This is a genomic window from Paraburkholderia sp. BL6669N2 (genome assembly GCF_003387275.1).
GTDB lineage: Bacteria > Pseudomonadota > Gammaproteobacteria > Burkholderiales > Burkholderiaceae > Paraburkholderia.
The window spans coordinates 1,329,692-1,345,148 of sequence record NZ_QUNA01000001.1 but is presented as its reverse complement, the minus strand read 5'-3'; the positions used below and the strand labels follow the sequence as shown (position 1 = coordinate 1,345,148).

The 15,457-nt window shown below is 59.0% G+C and carries 10 protein-coding genes; 5 read left to right on the top strand and 5 right to left on the bottom strand.

Annotated features, from left to right (window positions below; all coding sequences use genetic code 11):
- Positions 1-97: 97 nt before the first annotated feature.
- Positions 98-1,282, bottom strand: coding sequence for a conjugal transfer protein TraB (locus tag B0G80_RS06055; protein WP_258878826.1), 1,185 nt, complete (start codon positions 1,280-1,282; stop codon positions 98-100).
- Between the two features lie 634 nt (positions 1,283-1,916).
- On the opposite strand from B0G80_RS06055, the gene B0G80_RS06050 reads away from it, so the two are divergent.
- Positions 1,917-4,331 (top strand): AAA family ATPase, encoded by a 2,415-nt coding sequence (locus B0G80_RS06050; RefSeq protein WP_116117372.1) that lies wholly within the window; start codon positions 1,917-1,919, stop codon positions 4,329-4,331.
- A gap of 147 nt (positions 4,332-4,478) precedes the next feature.
- Positions 4,479-8,321, top strand: coding sequence for a hypothetical protein (locus B0G80_RS06045; protein WP_116117371.1), 3,843 nt, complete (start codon positions 4,479-4,481; stop codon positions 8,319-8,321).
- Between the two features lie 600 nt (positions 8,322-8,921).
- Here B0G80_RS06045 and B0G80_RS06035 read toward each other — a convergent pair.
- Positions 8,922-9,272, bottom strand: a complete 351-nt coding sequence (locus B0G80_RS06035; RefSeq protein ID WP_102631016.1) for a DUF3085 domain-containing protein — start codon at positions 9,270-9,272, stop codon at positions 8,922-8,924.
- A gap of 160 nt (positions 9,273-9,432) precedes the next feature.
- On the opposite strand from B0G80_RS06035, the gene tnpA reads away from it, so the two are divergent.
- Genes tnpA through tnpC form a run of 3 tightly spaced genes read left to right on the top strand, consistent with a single transcriptional unit; the run spans position 9,433 to position 11,750 of the window.
- Positions 9,433-9,825 carry an IS66-like element accessory protein TnpA gene (gene tnpA, locus B0G80_RS06030; RefSeq protein ID WP_258878825.1) on the top strand — a complete coding sequence of 131 codons (393 nt, stop codon included), beginning with the start codon at positions 9,433-9,435 and terminating at the stop codon, positions 9,823-9,825.
- Entirely contained in the window at positions 9,822-10,166 is a 345-nt protein-coding gene (gene tnpB, locus B0G80_RS06025) for an IS66 family insertion sequence element accessory protein TnpB (RefSeq protein ID WP_116117369.1), read from the top strand. The genes tnpA and tnpB overlap by 4 nt, the downstream gene beginning before the upstream one ends.
- 30 nt (positions 10,167-10,196) lie before the next feature.
- Complete coding sequence (tnpC, locus tag B0G80_RS06020) at positions 10,197-11,750, top strand: IS66 family transposase (RefSeq protein ID WP_116117368.1); 1,554 nt, start codon at positions 10,197-10,199, stop codon at positions 11,748-11,750.
- 44 nt (positions 11,751-11,794) lie between these two features.
- On the opposite strand, the gene B0G80_RS06015 is transcribed toward tnpC, so the two are convergent.
- The 3 genes from B0G80_RS06015 to B0G80_RS06005 all read right to left on the bottom strand — a co-directional run bounded on the left by B0G80_RS06015 (position 11,795) and on the right by B0G80_RS06005 (position 15,421).
- On the bottom strand, positions 11,795-14,116 hold the full coding sequence (locus tag B0G80_RS06015) for an SNF2-related protein (RefSeq protein WP_116117367.1): 2,322 nt from the start codon (positions 14,114-14,116) through the stop codon (positions 11,795-11,797).
- 120 nt (positions 14,117-14,236) lie between these two features.
- Positions 14,237-14,848, bottom strand: a complete 612-nt coding sequence (locus tag B0G80_RS06010) for a hypothetical protein (protein ID WP_116117366.1) — start codon at positions 14,846-14,848, stop codon at positions 14,237-14,239.
- Positions 14,849-15,139: 291 nt separating this feature from the next.
- Positions 15,140-15,421: a hypothetical protein gene (locus tag B0G80_RS06005; RefSeq protein WP_258878824.1), complete on the bottom strand. Its 282-nt coding sequence runs from the start codon at positions 15,419-15,421 to the stop codon at positions 15,140-15,142.
- Positions 15,422-15,457 lie beyond the last annotated feature (36 nt).

Here is a 15,457-nt window from a genome sequence, read left to right as displayed (position 1 = left end):
GCGCTTTCGTCTTCGGTCTGCTTTCGGCATTGCTGCATCAGGACAGCGGGAGCGGGAACGTGGCGAATTATCCCACGCCTGCCCAGACCAACGGCGGCTACCGGTTCACCGCACGCAGCAATGGCACACCGGACAGTCGGGCGATTGCGGCGACGCCTTGGCGCTGGATCTGTGCGAGCGCGAGGTCGGAATCGAACCAGCTGTTGGACAGGCTGACGAGCACATCGGGCGAATGCAGCAGGATGCGCCAGTGCGGCCACCACAACAGGTCTTCGTAGCAGATCGAGAAGGCCACGCTCTTGCCTGCGACCATGACGTACGGCTGGCTGAGACTTCCGCGGATCGCGCTGATGGCCGCACCGGGGCGCCACAGTGCCGCCGGCACCGGCTGGCGACTATCCAGGCGGCCGTGGTCCGCGCCAACGACGACAGCGCTGTCGGTATACCGGAGCGGCGTACCGGACGCGGCCAGGTCCATGCCGACGATCAATGTTCGCCTGGCCGCGGCGAACACCTTGATATCGTCACGCCACCAGTAGCCCATCGCCGGGCGCCACAGCCCCACGATTTCCTCGGGAAGGACCGCAACGGTGCCGCCTTCGCTGAACGCACGCTGTGCGATCGTCTGGACCTGTTGCGTCCGGGCATAGAGCGACGCGTAGCTGGACTGATCGAACCGGCCAAGGCGTGTGTCGAGTGCTGTCCACCGGGACGGTACAACTGGCGCGCTCGCCATACTGCGCGCGAGAAGGGATAGGATCACCAGCAGCATTGCAACATGTCGGGCGAAGCGACCGCGTGAGACGGAGGCTGCGCACGCAGTGGCGGTTATGCCGAGCACCAGGCCTGGCGCCTTCCAACCGGGAAACAGGGTGCTGGCGACATATGCCGGCGATAACCACCCAATGATCCCAAGTGGTGGTACGGTCACGAGCACCGTCGCGACGGCGGCGCACAAGGCGTGGCGTGCGGCGCTCGCGTCCGACTCAGGTTTGAGCACGGCCCACGGTGTTGCCAGCACGCACGCCTGCGCGATCCAGAACAAGAAGCCGAGCATCAGCGCTTCGGGGCGCGTCAGACCTCCATAGCCGGAAAAGAAGCGCATGCTCACGAGGGGAATATCCCTTGCGCCAGCTAGGTAATAGCCGGTCCAGATCGCGAGTGCCGAGGTACGTCCACGCACGCGTGACCATACGGCCGGCAGGAGCAGCAGGAGCACCTGCCAGTGCCCCGGGTACCATGTGGACAGCGCCACCAGCGCGCCGGTGGCGAACAACGCCACGCATGCGAGGCCGCGTGGGAGAGACTGGACAGGAGCCCGCGTCGATGGAAGAAGTGGAGGCAGCGCAAACATGGGTCTAGAGGGAGGCAGAAGTTAGCGGCACGGTCGATGCCGGCCGGGCTTTCCCAGTGATGCGCGCGCTGCATTGTCGAGCATAGGACAGCTTTTTCGTTCGCGCTACGTCGAGAGATCAGCGTCGGGAGAAAAGACACCAACACAAAAAGCTCTTCGCGGAATAGCGGGGAACGCAGAGAGAACTGTCGGCCAGAAGGCGACCTTCGCCCGACGCGTTGCGAGGAAATTCAGACGGCAGCTCCACCGGGCGGATTCAACCGGTGGATGGCCGACGGTGGAGGAGCCAAGCGGCCGCGCCCCGTTTCCCCTCAGCCAACTCACACGGTCAGCTTGTTTCTTACTTCGTTCGTCGGAGGAGCTAAAAGGTAGACCACGCTGACCATCGGCAAAACTACCGGTTTTCACCGCCAATTGTGCTTGTGGTCGTCCATCCGGCACACCCTCTACACTGTGTCCAATCGCCGGAGTTTACGCGGCATAATAGGCTGTTGCATCCCCTCCAGGCCGGGGAAACCCGGCGTAGCCGGACAAAAACGGAAAAAAGAGACCAAGAGTCGGCATGATCGAGAAAATTGACGTCAACCATTTCGGATGCTTTTCCGATTTCACGTGGAACGCTGAGGTTCGCGATCCTAGCAATAACATCGCCAGGTTCAAGAAAATGAACATTATTTATGGCCGCAACTATTCAGGCAAGACCACCCTGTCAAGAATAGTGCGGGCACTTGAAACCGGATCCGTTTCGCCCCGGTACGCTGAGCCGTCTTTCACGATAACCTTGTCGACTGGAACCGTGACCAGCGGAACCGTCTCGCTCCAAAACCACGACGTTCGCGTCTACAACAAGGACTTTGTCGACGAACATCTGGCCTTCCTCCGTGACGAGCAGGGGCACATATCCCCGTTCGCGGTCCTAGGCCAGGAGAACAAGGAGATCGAGTCCGAAATCGAGCGCCTGGAAGCCGAGCTTGGGAGTGTCGAGAAACAGATTGGCCTGCGATACAACTATCAGGAAAAGAAAAAGGAGTACGCTGAGAAGCAGAAGCAGGTGACGAAAGCTCGGGAAGAACTCGAGAGCAAACTCATTGACAAGGCAAACAAAAAGCCTACCGGCGTCAAGCACAATCCGCTCTACAAGGACGTCAACTACGATGTTCGGAAATTGAAAGCGGACATCCAGGTGATCCGGGACGGCGGCATTTCGCCGCTCGATGAAAGCGAGCGCAGCGCCAAGGTCAGTCTTCTCGGAGAAACGGCTCTGCCCGACATCAGGAAGCGCCTGTCGTTCGACCCTGCGCTGTCGGCACTTGCGAGGACCGCGAACGATCTTCTAACGAAAAAGATCAAGCCCAGCGCGCCAATACAGGACCTGCTGAACGACGCCCTCCTGCAGACTTGGGTTAGGTCCGGTGTGGGACTTCATCGGGAACGGCGTACTACATGCGGATTCTGCGGCAACCCATTGCCCGCAGACCTGTGGGAAAAACTCGGCAACCACTTCAACAAAGACTCGCTTGCGCTCGAAAAAGAGATCGATTCTCTCCTTCAAAAAATCGTACGGGAAAAAGATAACATCAGGAATTTCGCAACCGTGGAGCGGAGCGGACTGTATTCGAGCTTTCAGCCTAAACTCGATGTGCTGAAAAGCAGTCTTGAAGCAGCACATCAGATTTACGAGGCAAGCCTCGCTACGCTGGAATGTGAGCTGGGGGTCCGTAAGAAGGACATCTTCTCAGAGCGTGCTGCGGTTTCGATCTCGAACAACAGCGAGACGATGCACGATATCATGGCTTCGATCAATGAGCTGATCAGCAAGAGCAACGAAACGACGGCGTCGCTCGCGGAGAAACAGAAAGCTGCGCGCGATGATGTGCGTCTCAGCGAAGTTTCCCAATTCATCCTCGACATTGACCTGGCCGGCGAAGATGAAAAGATTAAGAAACTCGGAACATTGGTAACCACGGCCAAGGAGGTGCTTGACGAGATTTTGGCTGAAGGGAATAAACGCACCGACCGGATCAAGGAACTGAAGACGCAGCTTCGCGATGAAAGGCGCGGTGCCGAAAAAGTGAACCAGTATCTCGGACACTTTCTTGGTCACGGCGGACTGCGCCTATCAGCGGTTGAAGAAACCGACAGCGCCACCTATCGTTTCGAGATCAAGAGAGGAGATTCCTCTGCGTACAACTTAAGCGAAGGTGAATGCAGTCTCGTTGCATTCTGCTATTTCCTCGCTAGGCTGGAAGATGTCGAGACGAAGGGAAAGAAATTGATCCTTTACATAGACGATCCGATTTCAAGCCTCGACAGTAACCACATTTTCTTTATTTACAGTCTGATCGAAAACTATCTCGCACGACCCATCGAACTGACAAACGGAGAGCCAGTGCTTGATGCCAACGGCAAGCCCGAGTACCGGTACGAGCAGATGTTCATCTCCACACACAATCTAGAGTTCCTGAAGTACCTGAAAAGACTCACCAAACCAGCGAAAGATCACGAGCATTTCCTTCTCACCCGGAAGGAGCGATCGAGTGCAATCGGCCTGATGCCCAACTACTTGCGCAATTATGTGACCGAGCTCAATTTTCTGTTTGGCGAGATCTATTGCTGCTCGGATCAGGGTAATGCTGCGCGTCATTATCACAGCTTCTACAATTTTGGGAACAACCTCCGGAAATTCCTTGAGGCCTTCCTCTTCTTCAAGTATCCGTTCTTCAACAGTGAGCGTAGCGATTACGACAAACGCGTCAAGATGTTTTTTTCGGACGGAACAAATTCCGAAGCGTTCGTGCAACGGCTTACCAATGAATTTTCCCATCTCGGAGAGTTCATCGATCGTGGCACCCAGCCGGTCGATAGCGCGGAGATAGCGACGGTCGCAAAGTTTGTGCTGAAAAAGATCAGAGACAACGACAAGGAACAGTTCGACCACTTCCTTCTCAGCATTGAGAAAACCGATCCGTTTTGTTGATATCGTAGCGTGAGTATGAACGAGGTAGCCACTAGTCCGACGCCGTTTCTGTGGCGTGCCGGTGTGCCGCTGGATAAGGCGCGCCTAGGTGGACCCAAACATTTTCGCAATAGATCTCAAGAAGAGGCGTCACCCCAGGTGAAAGGTATGTCAATTGAGCTAACTGGACCGAGAAAATATAAGTTCCAAGACCATGTGTGCGTGCTGCTCTCGATACTTGCAGCGACCGATGTGGATATGTCATTGGAAGTTGAACCCCAAGACGGTGAAGATGCGCTGATTGCCTTGCGCAAGGGTGGAGAGACGCATTTTATTGAAATTCAAGTCAAAGGTGCGGAAGGGCATATCAAGGCGGAGAGCCTTGCAGACTGGCTGGCCCACTTCCCAGCCCGACGTGCTGATGACTCACTGCTTGAAAGGCTTGTCAACGACGGGCAGCGAAGCGTGCTATTTGTCGCAAGTGGTCGGTGTGACGATGCCACTGTGGTTCACACCATTCCGCTGTCGGTTCACACCACCTCGCTAGACCCAGGAAAGGTCAAGCGAGAAACGGAAGCGGGGATTCGAGCTGCGCTCCAAGCCTACGCCGAAGCGACCTCTTCCACGGACAAAGACCTAGCGAAGAGTCGCCGCGCACACATTGGAACGCAGCTTCCACTCATACCACGGGACGCATTGAAAAATGCGCTTCAACGGGTGTTGATTTCAGAGCAGCTAGATGACGCTGAGGTTCTGAGGCGCAGTAGAGAGGCGTTAAAGTCTCTGCATCAAGTGGTGCCGGATCAAGTCGAGGATGTCCTGAGCCAAATCGAATCCATCGTCTTTCGTGAGAAGCGATCCAAGAACGATCTGCTTCCTGAAATTGCAAAGGTCATCGCCTCTGGAAAGGCCGGGGACCCGTTGGTTGGCGCGTCGTATGTGCAGCGCCGCGAAGAAGCAGCGCTGCTGGACGGGCTATCTCGCAAATATGCGATTTTGATTACTGGTGCTCCACGCGTAGGGAAGAGCTCCTGCGCGCGCAGCATTGCGGCCACCCTGCAGAGGCAGGGCTATAGCGTCCGGGTCTGCGATAATTTGGGCGAAGCGGAGCGCTTCTTGACAGAGCCGGTCATCGGGTCTCGTGTCGCGTTGGTCGACGACCCACTCGGTGGGGCTCACGCCGCTGAGAACGCAGACCGCGAACTTAATTTGCTCGAGCGGCTAATCCCTAAGCTCACCAATGGTCGAAGACTCATCGTCGCGCAGGCCCAGGATCGACTATTGGAAGTTGCGCGGTTAGAGTCGGTAGAAAAGATTGTTACGGCCGGCCTATCGTGGGTACCTATGGGGATTGGCGACACCGGATTTCTGACTGCAGTTTGGATAGATGCTGCTACCGCGTATTCGGTGCCAGCGGATCTCACGAATCAAGTCGTCGATGCGATCACATCGGCGGACATGGATCTCGAGCCAGGATGTCTGGTGCATTTGGCCGCCAACTACAGCCGACTAGAGGGAGGTGCAAAGATCAACGACCTCGTCCGCTTCGCGCGCCAGGACTCGAAGTCCCTCGGGAGCGCTTTGCGGAAGGAGAAGCTGGCGCCGCTATTGAACGCATTGGCGGTCGCTTCGACGCAAGAGTTGCACGTGGCTGAGACGGAGCTGGCATTCATCCTAGACAGCGAGCGTGTTGATCGCCCTGGTGAGTCGGACGTTGTAGGCACCATGCTCACCTTTGGCGGGGAGGATACAGTGAGGGTGAGCCCTCCACCGAGCTATGTTCCTGTCCCCATCCTATCCCAGGAAGCGATAGATTCTCTGGAGCACCTTGAGCTGCGCCGAATAGTGGCTGATAAAGGGCGAAGGTACACGTTCAGTCATCCCTTTTATCGGGCCAGCGCCGAGTCGCTGTTGGACGCCGCTACCCACAGGTCGACGGCGGCGGCCATATCGTTAGTTGGCCGAGCCCTATTCACTATCTCTCCGGACGCTGCCAGAGCTGCAGCGACAAACCTGGTATGGATCTATCAGAACCTTGGCACACAGGCGGGGCAAGAAGGGATCATAGCGCTTGCTATCAAAGGTTTGCGCTCGATTTTTCCTGTGGTACGAGATCTCTGCTTCCAGTTCCTCGTGAGAAGGTTGTCTGCCCTGCCGGTCGAGCAGCAGGAGGGAATTTCGAGTTGGGTGCGAAAGGTAAATTCAACTGAGCTCTCCTATGTTGAATGGGAAGACGATCAGCCACGAATACCGGCAGCGACGTTTTCAGGGGCTTTGGAAGTCGATCCATTCCCTCAAGGCATTGCTTACCGAGATGTCGAGGGAACTCTTGCATTGCTTAACAGCGAGCGACCCGTTGTCATCTCGAATGAAGTCGCTGCCGGGGCACTTATGTACCTTGAAGAGCATCCGGACGCCATGACGGAGCAGATGGCGGCACGACTACTCAGCTACGACGTCTCACTGATTCGGTCGCTGGCGGCGAAAACGTGGTTGAGTCGTCCTCGAAGTGACGATGCAGCAATCATCGAGCGCATCTTCAGTGAGGAGCATCCAGCGGTCGCGGAAGCCGTCTACCTAGGGGTTATTGCGGCGTGGCCATCGTGTAATGAAGAACGACGTAGGATGCTGACAAGGTCTATGCAAACTATGGCGGCGTCGCCAGTTTCTGCCGTCGTTCTCATCGAGCAGCTCGTTGTCATTGCTCGTAAAGAGTACGGTGGCGAAACGACCCCGTGGGAGTTATTCGAAGCGGTTATGCCCGTCGTATTAAGAGAGCTTCCATTTGGTGCCTCTTTCAGGGATGAGCGTCTGTACGATGTAATGGACTCTGCTGTTGAGAACATTTCGCAGTCCAGTCTGCTGGAAATAATCGACCGCTGGATTGAGTTGGTCGAGGAATTTGCCTCTGGCGGCGTTCCGAGCGACTACTTACTTGGTGTCTCAGACATTCTTGTACTTGGTGTCGATAGCAAATCAGGGGAGCGAGATAAGAGAATCGAGCGACTTCTCGCGCTTCCCGGTACGGCTTGTCGAATCCGAATCGTTTCTGATCTTGTTGACTCGTGGAATCAGTTGTCAGAACGTGAGCGGTCTTTATTGCTTAATCATCTGACGGTAGGTTCGTCGGACAGCGTGTGGCTACAGGCGGCGGCATTGACGCGTTCGACAGTACCGGCAGAGATCCAGAGCCTTGTGCTGCCCAGCGGGATAGACATCAGTTCAGCACCTAATGAAGTCATCGCGAGGATTCCTTCTCAGTTGTTGAACGCATGTCTGAACGTGTTCACAGGCTACAATCCGGTCATCTATTACGTAGGTGCCCAAGGGGCACGACGTTCGGCGTGGAACGCCATCGCGCGCGCGATTGCTTGCATGCCGACGCATCCGATGTTCGAGGCGTGCTGGGAGTGGCTGGCGACCACGGAGGAACCGACCGTGTTGGCGAAGGTGGCTACGGAGCTTGGGGCGGATTACTCTGAGCGCGTTGCACGTCTTCTGTTGGAGCGTAAAAGGCGAACCTCAGGTGAGTTCATGCTTGAGGTGTGGGATGCGCTATTCGAGTTGCCGGTTAGCGATGAAGTGAAGTCCGATTGGATTGCGCGCATGGCTGACATCGCCCCAAATGCCTTGGACTCTCTGTACGAGTACAAAAGCTGGATCCCCGAGTCGCATCATAAGGAGTTCCTTTCTCACTTCAAAGAAGACATCGGCATTGTGATGCGACTGCATAAGCTTCGCGAAGCGCTGCACGATAGCCGGCGTGACATACCTATATCTAAGGATCTTTCGTCCCTGATTGTCGAGAGTCTACATCGTCTCATAGACGAGACGCCACCCAGACATTGGTCTACGTACGATGTGGTGACGAACTTATTGGGGGCTTTCAATATTGAGGATGAGCCGCTAGCTAAAGTGATCAAAGAGAGGCGCTCAAAAGGGATCGAAGAAGCTCATGAGCGACCTGAGCGAGTAGTGCCTGAGCTCGCACAATGGGAGGGTAGGTGCTAATTTTCGGCCACGGTGGACAGGCGGTGAGTCATTTCATCGCCGTAGTACCCGCAGTTGCCTGTCAAGCGAATGTAACGTTCAAGCGGACAACAAGCACGCGTATCTACAAAGTCAGCGGTCCCGTTCAGACCTTGCATCGACAAGTTGAATTCGCAATCGTAGATCATGCGTTCGCTGCGACGGGCTGTGGCTGACAGCAACTCTCGTTAAGGCTCATTCGCCTGCCCGCACACCCTGTCATCCACTCACAACCTCCGCTCGATGGCAGGAATGGAATAGCTCCCAAGCCGGTAGCGACTATTCGCTAACACCTATAGCGGTCGTTCCCGAAGGGCGCCCCATTGAACGACCGGTATCCATATCTGAGCGGTCACGTTTGCGCCGGCACGCCAATGTCCGCAAAGGCCGAGTCCAGTCTCGCAATGCGAGTCGACGAACGTCCGTTGTACCTTGGAAGCCGCCCTAAATGTCGCGCTGGGTCGACGGGCCGCAGTGGCTCGATCAGCGGCATCCACGGAAATCCGCGATGAACCGAAAAAAAAGCGCCCGGTCCCGGAAGGGATCAGGCGCTTTGAATGGGAGCGAAAAGGAGGCAGACCTTTAGGACCGCGAGGCGACAGCGTTGATGTAGAGGTAGCCGGTATCGGCTTCGATCTGGAGATCGAAGCCTTCGACGATCACGCGGTCGAAGACCGCATCGTTGCGATCGAGATACTCGACGAAATCATCGCCGCCGAATTCTGCCCGGGCGCGCTCCCACCAGTCGTCGAATGGCACCGTATCGGGATCGCATTCGACAGTCCACGCGATGATGCTGCGTCGGCCGTTTTTCATTTCGCCTCTCTCCGAGAGCATGTAGACGCCGTGATCCTTGACCAGCACGATTCGGCATTGCTGTGTGCGGGCTTCGCAGATGACGGGGCGCAGATCCGCTGCAACGAAGTGGATCATGATGAATTCCTCCATGAGGGGATGGGTTACTAGTTCAGGTTCCGACTATTCCTGACTCACCAGTTGCCGCGCGGTAAGCACCTCACGACGACCGTCGTAGACGACGGCGAGGACCGACATCAAAGTGGTGCCCATCATTTTCGATTTGATGGACATCACTGTGACAGAGCCGAAAGCTAGGCCGGGTAGCCGCAAGGGACGCCCGAACTATGATCGCGAGTTTCGACGCCGGCTTGCGGCCGCAGCATGTGAGCCTGGTGCGTCGGTCGCGAAGCTGGCGCGGGACAATGGCATCAATGCAAACATGCTGTTCACCTGGCGGCGTCGCTATCGCGCGCAATTGCAGGCCGAAACGACGTCGCTGATTCCAGTGGCGGTGATTCATGAGACGCCGCCGCAGCGCCTGGCGATGCCTCCGAATGGAGGTGACGTCGGCAATCCGACTCCGCGAGACGGGACGATCGAGATCCGGTTCGGTGGCGTGGTCGTCAGGGTCAACGGCGGCGTCGATGCCGACACGCTACGTATCGTACTGGGGAGCGTGCGATCGTGATCTCTCTGCCCACGGGTACACGCGTCTGGCTGGCGGCCGGCGTCACAGACATGCGCTGCGGATTCCAGGGGCTGGCGGCGAAGGTACAGACGGCGCTCGAGGACAATCCGCTGGGCGGCAACGTGTTCATCTTCCGGGGGCGCCGGGGCGATCTCGTGAAGGTCATGTGGGCAACCGAGGACGGGCTCTGGCTCCTGGCGAAGCGGCTGGAGCGTGGCCGCTTCATCTGGCCGCAGGCCGATGGCGGCAAGGTTCATCTGACGGCGGCGCAATTGTCGATGTTGCTCGAAGGCATCGATTGGCGGCAGCCGCGTCGTACGGCTGCGCTGTCGATGTTGTAAACCGCGAGGAAGGCTCGTAAACTGCGCCACATGTCGAACGGCGCCGAACTTCCCGACGATGTTGAAACCCTGCGGGCCTTGCTGGTCGAGGCCCGTGCCCAGCTTGCCGAGCGCGATCTGGAGATCGAGCAGCTCAAGGCGCAGATCGACAAGCTCAAGCGCATGCAGTTCGGCCGCAAGTCCGAGCAGCTGGAACGGGAGGTTGCGCGGCTCGAAACCGCGCTTGAGGATTTGACCGGTGAGCGTGGTGTCACTGATGTGCGACGCGCCCGCCAATCAAGCGCGAGCACGCCTGTGGGCGACGCATCGCCGAAAGAAGCGCTGCCACCGCATCTGCCGCGCGAAGAACGCGTACTGGACGCTGACGCGAGCTGCCCCAAATGCGGCAGCACCATGCAGCCGCTCGGAGAGGACGTGTCCGAGCAGCTCGCCCGCGTCGCGGCAATGTTCAAGGTGATTCGCACGATCCGGCGCAAGACGGTCTGTCCGTGCGGCCACCACTTCTCGCAGTCGCCCATGCCCGGCCTGCCGATCACGCGCAGCATCGCCCATCCGAGCCTGCTGGCCGACATCCTCGTCTCGAAGTACGCTGACCACGCCCCGTTGTACCGGCAGTCGCAGATTGCCGCGCGCGACGGCGTGAAGCTCGATCCGGCCAGCATGGGGCGCTGGGTTGGCCAGTGTGAGGCCCTTTGCGAGCCGCTGACTGAGGCGCTGCGCCGCCACACGATGGCACCGTCGAAGCTGCACGCGGACGACACGCCGATCCCGGTGCTCGCGCCGGGCAACAAGAAGACGAAGACTGGGCGACTGTGGGTGTATGTGCGCGATGACACCCGCTCGGGTTCGACCGAACCGGCTGCGGTGTGGTTTGCTTACTCGCCCGACCGCAAAGGCATCCACCCCCAGACCCATCTCGCCGGATTCGAGGGTATCCTGCAGGCCGACGCCTACAGCGGCTTCAACGAACTGTACGAGAGCGGCAAGATCCGTGAAGCTGCATGCTGGGATCACGCGAGACGGTACATCTACGACGTACACGCCCGAACGCCTACCGAGGCGACCCGGGAGGTGCTCGAACTTATCGGCGAACTTTACGGCATCGAGGCCGACATCCGCGGCAAACCAGCTGCAGAACGGCTGCGCGTGAGGCAAGAGAAAAGCGTGCCGCTGCTCGCGACCATCAAAACGTGGATGACGGACAAACTCGCCACGCTGTCGAAGAAATCCGATCTGGCCAAAGCAATCCGTTACTCGCTTAACCAGTGGGACGCCCTCGCGCTGTACTGCGACGAGGGCGGTGCCGAAATCAGCAATGCACTGGCCGAAAACGCACTGCGCTGTGTGAGTCTGGGTCGCAAGAACTTCCTGTTCGCCGGCTCCGATAGCGGGGGCGAACGGGCTGCTGCGATGTACGGTCTGATCGGCACATGCAAGCTCAACGGGATCAACCCGCGCGCCTACCTCGAATACGTCCTGACCCATATCGCTGACCATCCCATTAACCGCATCGACGAACTGTTGCCCTGGAACGTGGCTACGAAGCTGGCTCGGCAGGCTGGCCCAGCGGCGTCTGCCGATTGATTGCTAGCCAGTGAAAATCATGTAGCCAGATTCCCCATCATGCCTCACGCGAACGCCGCGTTGCGGACGGCCGTCGCGAGGTGCTTACGCCGCGCGAGCGCAACTTCGATGCTCTCTCCGCCCTGATTGAGGATGTCGAGACCGGACTCGGGCATGTCGCCGGAGGTAGACTGCGAGACGGCAATCTTCTGTCCAATCAGCTTCAGACACCGCATCTGCGTTGTGGCCTCGTAAGCGAGAAATCGCACGGTGACGTCATGCGTCTGACCGATACGCCAGCTCCGGCGTGCAGCCTGTTGAAGCGTGTAGGTGTTAAAGCCCGACTGAAGAAATGCAATCGTCGGGAATTCAAGGAGATCGAGTCCGGTTTTGACCAGCTCGGGGTTCGTGATGATGACTTCGGCGCCACGCTCCAGCTGGTCGGCGACCCAGTCCTCACGCTTTTCCGCAGGCACACTCGCACGAAGCACGGATGCCCTGACACCGACCGCATCGAGAAGATTCTTCAGTCGCACCGACGTGTCGCGCGTGCCCGTATACGTCGTATAGACCAGCGTGCGCCGGCGGTTCAGCAGTTCGCCGCGCACGAGTCGCAGCAGCGCTTCTTCCTTGGGACCGGGTTGATCGTCGCGCAGCAATGCAGGCACGCTGGCCAGGATCCGCTTCGTGCGAGGGTGACGCACGATTTCAGGACGGAAACAACATTCCGGCCACGCGAGCAACGCATTGAGCACCACGCCCAGCAGACTCTTGTCGCCGCAGCGTAACGCGGCGCGCAATTCTGATGTCAGTGTCGATTCGAGCGTGCGATAGGCGGCCGCCATTTCCTCAGTCAACGCGACCGGCAGCAAGGATTCGTCGTAGGGAGGGAGAACGTTCTGGCCGATCTGTGAGAGCTTCAGGAAGGCTGTATACGGCACGACGTACCGCATGATGCCCTTGGGGCCGAAGCCCGGACCTTTCACCGTCGAAACGCTCTTGCGGTCGCCTTTCGCCGTGCGGTGCGAGCCTTCGTCGACCTGCTTGTGAATGTCGATGAGCACGCCATGCTCGCGCATGAACGCCATTGTGGCGGCCGCCATTGAGCCGTTGCTGTTGTAGTTAAACCCGTCGTCGATCAGCATGGTCGGGTTCAGGCGATAGAGCAGGTGATAGACGTCGTCGGCATAGCCGCCCATCAACGTCCCCGTGAGCAGCAACGTTTTCGACGCCTTCCGGGCGAGCACACCCATTGCCTGGCCCTGGGCGGAGTTTTCGTTCTTGTATTCGTGGCCTTCATCGGCGATAAGCAGACCGAAGTAGCCCTGCGGAAAATACCGTTTAACGAACTCTGAGGCTTGATAGCCGCCCTGTCCGAACGAGATTTTGGTATGGGCGAGCGCGCGTTCCATACGCTTGGCCTGTCGGTCCGAGAACACGAGTTCACCGCTGTCGTCCATCAGGTTGATGAACTCGTACAAGTTATCCTGCAGCATGTCGGCGAGCATCGATTCGCCAAACCGGGAGAGCAGGCGTTCGGCGGTTTTCTCGCCGACGGTCGGCATCTGAAGCAGTGCTCCCTTCACCAGCTCGCGCATCGACCGCGTGCCCTGGCCTTTCGGTGCCAGGGTCCACAGGCGTTCGCCGCAACTGCACGCGCGACGCTTCTCGTTGAGCGCGGGCCGAGCCTGGGTAGGTGTCAGCGGATTGCCGTCTTCGTCGCACACGAACTCGCCGCAGGAAGGGCAGCAGGCAAACACGCGCGTGATTGCGTCAGTCTCCATATCGAGCGTTGCGACGCGGCGCGCGAAGGCAGGCTTCCAGTCGAACCCCATGCGCATGCGCACGCGGCCGAGAATGAAAAACTCGGGTACCGTTGGCCTCGAACGCATGACACGGAGCTGTAGGAGCTTGCGCAGTGTGTCCGGACCATTGAGGATCCAGACGCGTGCGCCCGGCACCGTCGTTCTGATTTCGCGGCGCCACTTGTAGACGAGATGGGGCGGCGCGATGACGAGCGTGCGCGGATAGCCGCAATGGTGGAGCAGGACGGCAACGCCGATGCCCATCAGTGTCTTACCGGTACCCATTTCGGCATTGATGACGCCGCCCGGTGCGTGTTGCGTCAACAGTGTCGTGATCGCGTGAATGACTTCCCGTTGGGCCGGGAACGGTTGTCGTGACAGTTCGTCGAGCAGTGCGTCCCATCGTGAGGGGCGCTGCCCATCGTAGATCGACGGGTTTTGCTGGCGGACGGCGTCGAGCAGTCCGGCGCCGAAGTTCGAGATGAAGTCCGGCAGGGCGATCACGTCGCCGGCGTTGTCGTCGGCTGTGAGGTCGTCGTGTTCGGCATCGCCGTCGACGACGGCGGATTGCAGATCTTCCATGATGTGTCTCCAGAAGACGCGGGCTACGTAACCCCAAGACGGGGCGCAGGTCCCGCCGGTGGGGAAAATTGAAGGAGGGCTGCTCATGACTTCAGGGGCGGTCGGCTCAGCGCAGGCGGGTTAGTCGATTGCGAGCGCACCGCTGCGGACGAAGCTGGAAACTGCTTCAGTGAACGGATCAGGGAGCGCGATCCGGAATGCGTCGAGGCGTCCGACGGGTGCATAGGGTGTCTCGCCGAGCCTGCTGACCAGACGGTCACCGAGTTCGGTGAGGACCAGGGAGCGCCAGTGCGGCAGCAGCGGTATCGGACTGAGCTGTTCAATCAGCGACCACACGCGTGCTTCCAGCGACGCCTCGTCGTGCGCCTGCGTCTCACGGTCAACCAGCAGCCATGCCGAGCCGGTGGCTTTTGACGGTGTCAGCAGCGACTCCTCGTAGATCCACGTATGCACGAGGTTGCCGAAGAGGTTGTCCTTCGACAGACGACCGCTGTATTTGTCCAGCCGCCGCGGATCGCCGATAGGTACGGCGGCGATCGTCTGGCTGCTGTCGGGAGTGATGAGCGTGATCTGACGGATGCCGCCCTCCTGGACGCCCAGATGTAGTGAGGCGTAAAGCTGCTGAACGGCGCCATCGCGACCGAATACGGACACGAAGGCGAGCTCGCCATCGGGTGCGCGCACGCAGGCATCGATGAAGATGTCCTGCAGTTCCTTGATGGGAGATAGCATGGGGTGCTCCAGCGTGAATGCCCGGCGCACCCACCGGGCGCTGACCCGGGTGGGTTAAGGAAAATTCCGGGGCGTCCGCAAGGGAGCCGCCGCCGCGCAGACGAGGGCGCCGGAAAGAAGCGGCTGGGGTACGGCTGAAGGTGTCGCGTCACGGGCGACAACGGGTCTGCTTACCGGCAGACCAGCGGGAAAACGTGCAGCGCGAAGCGCTTTCCTTGAGCGTCCTGGTGAACGGTCGGAGAAAGCGCCCTGGAGACAGGGCGCACAAAGGTGTAGAAGGAACGGCCGCGGTCAGCGGCCAGTCAGCGTTCCGAGCAAGGCGCGAAGTTCGCGGACCTGTCCGGCCGTGAGGGTCATCGACACCAGGGCTTCGGGATGCCAGGTCTCGATCGCTGCTGCCTGAGGCAATCGTTCGTCGACGAGTCGTGCGAACGCGAGGAGTTGGTGTGCGGCTGCGTGCAGTCGCACAGCACGGACCGAGACGTCGGCGGCCGGCCATGCCGTGACGCCCGTCGCGTCGAAACTGAGGGCCTGTCCGTCGAGTTCCTCATAGTCGTCGTAGAGCAGCGGCATGTTCGGCGCGTCATCCCAGAACGACGACGACCCGGT